Origin of the sequence: Aeromonas sp. QDB14 (assembly GCF_027707845.1) — a bacterium.
Taxonomy (GTDB): Bacteria; Pseudomonadota; Gammaproteobacteria; order Enterobacterales; family Aeromonadaceae; genus Aeromonas; species Aeromonas caviae.
On sequence record NZ_JAPCJD010000124.1, the window covers coordinates 1 to 6,712 of the forward strand.

The 6,712-nt window shown below is 61.4% G+C and carries 6 protein-coding genes; 3 read left to right on the plus strand and 3 right to left on the minus strand.

Annotated elements, in window-relative coordinates; all coding sequences use genetic code 11:
- Window positions 1-115: 115 nt before the first annotated feature.
- From PG887_RS21400 to PG887_RS21410, 3 genes are all read right to left on the minus strand, one after another.
- The gene (locus PG887_RS21400; protein WP_010675509.1) at window positions 116-1,060 is read right to left on the minus strand and encodes a chemotaxis protein CheV; all 945 of its coding nucleotides are present in this window, start codon (window positions 1,058-1,060) and stop codon (window positions 116-118) included.
- A 335-nt stretch (window positions 1,061-1,395) separates the two neighbouring features.
- Window positions 1,396-2,496 carry a porin gene (locus PG887_RS21405; RefSeq protein WP_128313973.1) on the minus strand — a complete coding sequence of 367 codons (1,101 nt, stop codon included), beginning with the start codon at window positions 2,494-2,496 and terminating at the stop codon, window positions 1,396-1,398.
- A gap of 328 nt (window positions 2,497-2,824) precedes the next feature.
- The gene (locus PG887_RS21410; RefSeq protein WP_010675511.1) at window positions 2,825-3,235 is read right to left on the minus strand and encodes a CBS domain-containing protein; all 411 of its coding nucleotides are present in this window, start codon (window positions 3,233-3,235) and stop codon (window positions 2,825-2,827) included.
- Window positions 3,236-3,382: 147 nt separating this feature from the next.
- On the opposite strand from PG887_RS21410, the gene PG887_RS21415 reads away from it, so the two are divergent.
- Genes PG887_RS21415 through PG887_RS21425 form a run of 3 tightly spaced genes read left to right on the plus strand, consistent with a single transcriptional unit; the run spans window position 3,383 to window position 6,595 of the window.
- On the plus strand, window positions 3,383-5,293 hold the full coding sequence (locus PG887_RS21415) for an ABC transporter ATP-binding protein (RefSeq protein ID WP_270822866.1): 1,911 nt from the start codon (window positions 3,383-3,385) through the stop codon (window positions 5,291-5,293).
- The gene (locus PG887_RS21420) at window positions 5,286-5,747 is read left to right on the plus strand and encodes a DUF2390 domain-containing protein (protein ID WP_039040190.1); all 462 of its coding nucleotides are present in this window, start codon (window positions 5,286-5,288) and stop codon (window positions 5,745-5,747) included. The genes PG887_RS21415 and PG887_RS21420 overlap by 8 nt, the downstream gene beginning before the upstream one ends.
- Window positions 5,741-6,595, plus strand: coding sequence for a 23S rRNA (adenine(2030)-N(6))-methyltransferase RlmJ (locus tag PG887_RS21425; protein ID WP_270822867.1), 855 nt, complete (start codon window positions 5,741-5,743; stop codon window positions 6,593-6,595). The genes PG887_RS21420 and PG887_RS21425 overlap by 7 nt, the downstream gene beginning before the upstream one ends.
- Window positions 6,596-6,712: the final 117 nt, after the last annotated feature.

A 6,712-nucleotide genomic window follows, 5' to 3' on the forward strand; every position in this document is an offset into this window, starting at 1 on the left:
CGGAACCAGTGATTGGTTCCGGATTGTCCTACAGCAGAAGGATCGGTCAATGGATCCTTAACTGATCAGCATTGCCCGCATGGCGGGGGCTTTCTCATGGTTCGGCGTGCCGGGTTCAGCGGCCCAGGATCTGCCGCATCCGCTGCTGGGCCACATCCACCAGCAAGTCGGGCTGGAATTTGGAGATGAAGCGATCACACCCCACCTTCTTGACCATGGCCTCGTTGAAGTTGCCGCTCAGGGAAGTATTCAGGGTGATGAAGAGATCGGACATGCGCGGATCGCTGCGCACCTCGTGAGTCAGGCGATAACCATCCATCTCCGGCATCTCGGCATCCGTGATCATCAGCATGATCTCGTCGGTCACCTTCTTGCCCCCATCGCACCACCCCTTGAGCAGCTTGAGGGCCTGCAAGCCGTCCTGGCACTCGATGACCTCGAGCCCGAGCTGGGCTAGGGTCTCGCGCACCTGGTTGCGGGCCGTGCTGGAGTCATCGACGATGAGCACCCGGCGTCCCTGCATCTGGGGCAGGATCTCTTCGTCCAGCACCTCGGACGAGATGCGCACGTCATAGGTGATGATCTCCGCCAGCACCTTCTCCACGTCGATGATCTCGACGATCTGGTCGACGCCCCCTTCCGGGATGCGAGTGATGGCGGTGAGGTAGTTGGCACGACCCGCCGAACGGGGCGGCGGCAGTATGTCCTTCCAGGTCATATTGACGATGTGGGCCACCTGCCCCACCAGGAATCCCTGAATGGTGCGGTTGTACTCGGTGATGATGAGGTTGGACTCCTGATCGATGGCCATGGGACGCATCCCGATGGCACCGCGCAGGTTGATAACGGGGATGGAGACGCCGCGAATGTTGGCGACGCCGCTGATGTTGTGGTGGGACCCCGGCATCTTGTTCAGATGAGGCAGCTTGACCACTTCCCGCACCTTGAAGACGTTGATCGCAAACAGTTGCTGGGCACCCAAACGGAACATCAGCAGTTCCAGGCGATTCTCCCCTACAAGCTGGGTACGTTGATCCACTGAATCCAATATGCTCGCCATATAACGCCCTTACGTCCATTTCCCGAAATTGCCCCGCACCGGAGCTGCGACATGCCAACCAGCCCCGCTTTCCCTGTCGGGACAACGCAAGCCTATATAGAAATAATGAAAAGCGTCGAGGAAAGATAGGATCTTGACCACGGGGCGTGATCATCGCCCCATCACTGCCTCATGGCAAGCACAGCCACGCACCGGCCCCGACAACAAGGGTATCGACCACACGGGGCCATTGCTGAACCCCGGCGTGCCGCTCTTGTCATCCCGCGCGGTCCGCCAGCAACAAAAAGACCGGCCACATGGGCCGGTCCTGGGATGTGCAGTGCGTCCGGGACGACTTAGAAGTTGTACTGCAGGGCCACGGCGACGATGTCGTCGGTGGACTTGTTCAGGCTGTTCTTGCCGGTGGAACCCACTTCGTCCAGCAGGTTGATCTTGTAGTCCACGTAGGCATTGAAGTTGTCGGTGAAGTTGTACCAGGCACCCACGGAGACGTATTCGGTCGCGGTGTCATCGATGCCGTGAGCGCTGTCCTTCACGTCGGTACGCAGGTAGGCCAGGGAGGGCTTGAACTTCGGCGTGATGTTGTACTGCACGACCGCTTCGTAGCCATCCATCTTCTCGGCGTAACCGCGCATGGAGCCGGTGTCCACGAAGAGGTGATCTTCACCGTGGGAGTAGGTGGCGGCCATGTAGAGGTTGCCGACGGCGTACTTGGCGCCCACCCCGAACAGCTTGGCGTCGCTGTCGCCGCCGAAGCTCACGTTCTCGGCCTGCTCGTCGGTCTTGCCAGCCTGGTTGTAGGCGGCACCCAGGCTCAGGCCCATGTTGAAGTCATAGTTGGCAGAGAGGGCATACCCCTCGGAAGAACCTTTCGGGCTCCAGGTGCTGTTCGGACCGACGCGCTCGCTGCGGCTCGCGTTCTGCGGGTCGTTGTTGCCGGTGAACTGGGCACCCAGGGTCAGCCCCTGCCAGTTGTACATGTACTGGGCCAGGCCGTTGGTACGGCCGGTGCCGAACACCTCGGTGTCCTTGCCCAGACCATCACCACCCCACTCCGGCAGCACGTCGGTGTAGTTGTTCACCGCCTTGGTGAACAGACCGTCCTGGCGACCGTAACTGAAGGCACCGAAGCGATCGTGCTTGATGCCCGCATAGGCGTAACGCAGCTCGTCGTTGTCAGAACCGGAGACCGGCAGGTTGTACTCGGCGAAGCCGAACGCGGTCAGATCCTCGTCAACCTTGGTTTCACCTGCGATGTGCAGACGCAGGTAGCTGGCATCGCCTTCGGTGGCGTTGTCATCGGTGCCGTAGTACATGCCGTTGACGCGGCCGCCGATGTCCAGTTTGGTACCATTCTGATCGTAAACGTTGGCGGCCTGTGCACCACCGGCCAGCAGCAGGCTGGAGATGGCCATCGTCAATGCTGTCTTTTTCATTGTTCTTTCCTCAGGTGTAAGCACTCTCTGTCAGACCAGAGTTCGGTCGTTGATCGGTTGATGTGCCGATGGCCTAAGGTAGATCCGGAAACCTTGATGGGAACTGAAGCGGCGAACGATTAATTATAAAAGCGTCAATTCGAGCTGACGCCGCGACACATAGTGTCACGCGAAATAATTTTTGCGGAACTTATGACCAAAAAAAAATCAATATAGCAATACAAGTGATCTATAAAACGGGATAAATGCAGTTTAATCCTTCAACAAGGCGAGAAGCAGGGAAGCCCTGCCGGGCGACACGGACTCCCCGCACACCTTCCCCGCCCCGTCAGACCGGCTGCCAGCCGCGCATGACCCTCAGCAGATCCTTCCAGCTCACTATGCCCACCAGGGCGCCGTTTTCCAGCACAGGCAGACAGGAGATCTGGTGCTCCAGCATGAGGCCGGCGGCCTCTTTCAGGGAGCGTTCGGGGGAGACGGTGATGGGTTCACGGCTCATGATCTGGTGGGCGCGCCGGTTGAGGGTCTCGGTGTCCCGGTTCATCTCGGCATCCGTGTCCAGATAGGGGCTGATGGCACGCAGCAGATCCCGGTCCGAGATGACCCCCACCAGCTCCTCTTCTTCCACCACCAGGAGGTGGCGGAAATGGGCCTGCTCGAAGATCTCCTTGATGACGCTCAGCCTGTCATCCATGGAAACGGTCGCGACCCGGGTCGTCATGATCTCTTTAATCAACATGGTCAGCCTCCTGCCCCCCAGATGTCTCTGTTATGACACGTTTTTCCGGCGGCAGCCATCCCCCCCGCCCTCAAGTGCAAATTTGTGTCATTTCACGTAAGATCCGCGCCAGTTTCTCTCCTTCAATCGAGCCAAGCAGACCCATCCATGATAGTTGCCAGTCAAATCGAACTGATCCGCGGCGGCCGCACGCTGCTGGACAACGCGTCCGCCACCATACACCCCGGCCACAAGGTGGGCCTGGTGGGCAAGAACGGCTGTGGCAAGTCCACCTTCTTTGCGCTGGTGCGGGGCGAGCTGGCCATCGACAACGGCAGCTTCAGCCTACCCGCCGGCTGGCAGATTGCCGGCGTGGCCCAGGAGACCCCGGCGCTGGACTGCTCCGCCCTGGAGTACGTGATCGACGGCGACAAGGAGTTCCGCGCCCTGGAGGCCGAGCTCGCCCGGGCCGAGGCGGATGACAACGGTCTGCTGGTGGCCGAGCTGCACGGCAAGCTCGATACCATAGGTGCCTACAGCATTCGCGCCCGCGCCGCCGAGCTGCTGCACGGTCTGGGTTTTGGCGGCGATCAGCTCGACTCGCCGGTCAGAAGCTTCTCCGGTGGCTGGCGCATGCGCCTGAACCTGGCCCAGGCGCTGCTCTGCCGCTCCGATCTGCTGCTGCTGGATGAACCGACCAACCACCTGGATCTGGACGCCGTCATCTGGCTGGAGAAGTGGCTCAAGGGCTATCAGGGCACGCTGGTGCTCATTTCTCACGACCGCGACTTCCTCGACTCCGTGGTGAATCGCATCATTCATATCGAGAACGGCAAGCTCAACGAATACAGCGGCGGCTACTCCGACTTCGAACTGCAACGGGCCGAGCACCTGGCCCAGCAGCAGTCCATGTACGAGAAGCAGCAACGGGAGATGGCCCACATGCAATCCTATGTGGACCGCTTCCGCTACAAGGCCTCCAAGGCCCGTCAGGCCCAAAGCCGGCTCAAAGCCATGGAGCGGATGGAGAAGATCCTGCCCGCCCACGCCGACTCCGAGTTCAGCTTCGAGTTTCGCGAGCCCTCCGCTCTGCCGACCCCGCTCATCGCCATGGAGAACCTCAGCGCCGGTTACGGCGACAAGGTGATCCTGGAGAAGATCAAACTCAACCTGGTGCCGGGGTCGCGCATCGGCCTGCTCGGTCGCAACGGCGCGGGCAAGTCCACCTTCATCAAGATGCTGTCGGGCTCCAACCCGCCCCTCTCCGGCAAGCTGGAGGTGAGCGCCGGGGTGAGCATCGGCTACTTCGCCCAGCATCAGCTCGAGACTCTGCGCCTTGATGACAGCCCCCTCGATCACCTGGTGCGCCTGGCCCCGGACAAGACCGAGCAGGAGCTTCGCAACTACCTCGGCAGCTTCGGTTTTCATGGCGACAAGGTGCTCGACAAGGTAGCCCCCTTCTCCGGCGGTGAGAAAGCGCGTCTGGTGCTGGCCCTCATCACCTGGCAAAAGCCCAACCTGCTGCTGCTGGATGAACCGACCAACCACCTGGATCTGGAGATGCGCCACGCCCTGACCATGGCCCTGCAAGGGTTCGAGGGGGCCATGGTGGTGGTCTCTCACGACCGTCACCTGCTGCGCACCACCACGGATGACTTCTACCTGGTCCACGGCGGCAGGGTCGAGCCCTTCGATGGGGATCTCGACGACTACCACAAGTGGCTCGGCGAGCAGGAGAAAGAGGCCAATGCCAAGCCGGCAGATGGCACCGTCTCCGCCAACTCGGCGGTGGCGCGCAAGGATCAGAAGCGCCTCGAAGCCCAGTTCCGGCAAGCGACCCGGCCGCTTCGCCAGAAGCTGGAGAAGCTCGAAACCAGCATGGAGAAACTGCTGGCCAAGCTGGCCGCGGTGGAAGAGCAGCTCGCCGATCCCGCCATCTATGAAGAGAGCGCCAAGGGCAAGCTCTCCGAGCTGCTCAAGTCCCAGGGCCCCCTCAAGGAGGAGCTGGAGCACGTCGAGCTGGAGTGGATGAGCCTCTCTGAGGAGCTGGAAACCATGGAGCAGGCCTTCTTTGCGTGATGAAGCCTTGATGGCCAGCGAGCGGGTCAGCCCCGACGCCCTGCCCACCCCTTCCGAGTTCTGGACATGGAGCACAGGCGCCTATGGCCAGCGCAGCCAGGACTGGCTCCACGTGCAAAGCATGGGGGGCAACGTCAACCTGGCACTCCTGCTGCACCACCTCGACCTGCTCAGGATCCCGGTCGACCTCACGGACTTGCAACCGGCCCTGGTACAGACCGAGGCGGTGCTGCTCCCCTGGCGTACCCTGCGCCAGCAGGCCAAGTCACGGGTGGGAGCCGAGGAGTACCAGACCATGCTGGCCCACGAACTGGAGCTGGAGCGGCTGCAACAGGGGGTCTTGCTGCAGACCCTGCGCACCCTCGCCCTGTTTCGCGGCGACAGCCGCAACCTGTTTCACTATCTATCGTTACTGGGTGCCCAGCAGGGCCCCCTCAGAGATCTCATATGCTGAGCTACCGCCACGCCTTTCACGCCGGCAACCACGCCGATGTGCTCAAACACGCCGTCCAGGCCCTGATCATCGAGTCCCTCAAGAAGAAGGAGAAACCCTTCATCGTGCTGGACACCCATGCCGGTGGCGGTCTCTACGACCTGCGCGGCGACTGGTCCCAGAAGAAGGCGGAATACGCCGACGGGATCAAACGCCTGTGGGATGAGCGGGCCCAGTGGTCTGCCATGGCCGCCTATCTGGGTGTCATCGAGGAGATGAACAGCGATGGCCAGTTGCGCTACTACCCCGGCTCGCCGGAGCTATCCCGCCGCCTTATCCGCGATCAGGACAAGCTGGCGCTGATGGAGCTGCACAACAACGAGGTGGAGGATCTTCGCGCCAACATGGGGTACGACCCCCGCGTCGCCGTCCACCATCGCGACGGCTTCGAAGGGCTGGTTGCCCTGCTGCCCCCCACCCCGCGCCGCGGCCTGGTGCTCATCGACCCCCCCTATGAGCTGAAGGAAGATTACTTCGCCGTGGTCGATACCCTTAAAAAAGCGCAAAAGCGCTGGGCCACCGGCATCTACGCCCTCTGGTATCCCATCCTCGGGCAAGAGGCGGACAAGTCCCGCGACATGCTCAAAGCGATCAAGCGCGAGAACTTCGGCAACGTCCTGGTAGCGGAGCTGGAAGTGGCCGGCCAGACTGCCGATTGGGGCATGAACGGCTCCGGCATGCTCATCGTCAGCCCCCCCTGGATGCTGGACGAGCAGATCGAGGCCTTCTTGAAACCCCTGTGCGCCAAGCTGGCCCAGGGCGCCGGCGCCCAGTACAGGGTGGAGTGGCTGAATAAAGCCGAGGCCTGATCCTCGGAACCACAGAAAATGAAAAAGGGCCTGTCACAGCAGCAATGCTGATCAGTTAAGGATCCATTGACCGATCCTTCTGCTGTAGGACAATCCGGAACCAATCACTGGTTCCGG

Coding starts and splice junctions, on each gene's coding strand:
- PG887_RS21400 (WP_010675509.1), bottom strand. CDS start 1,060: ATGGCGAGCATATTGGATTCAGTGGATCAACGTACCCAGCTTGTAGGG.
- PG887_RS21405 (WP_128313973.1), bottom strand. CDS start 2,496: ATGAAAAAGACAGCATTGACGATGGCCATCTCCAGCCTGCTGCTGGCC.
- PG887_RS21410 (WP_010675511.1), bottom strand. CDS start 3,235: ATGTTGATTAAAGAGATCATGACGACCCGGGTCGCGACCGTTTCCATG.
- PG887_RS21415 (WP_270822866.1), top strand. CDS start 3,383: ATGATAGTTGCCAGTCAAATCGAACTGATCCGCGGCGGCCGCACGCTG.
- PG887_RS21425 (WP_270822867.1), top strand. CDS start 5,741: ATGCTGAGCTACCGCCACGCCTTTCACGCCGGCAACCACGCCGATGTG.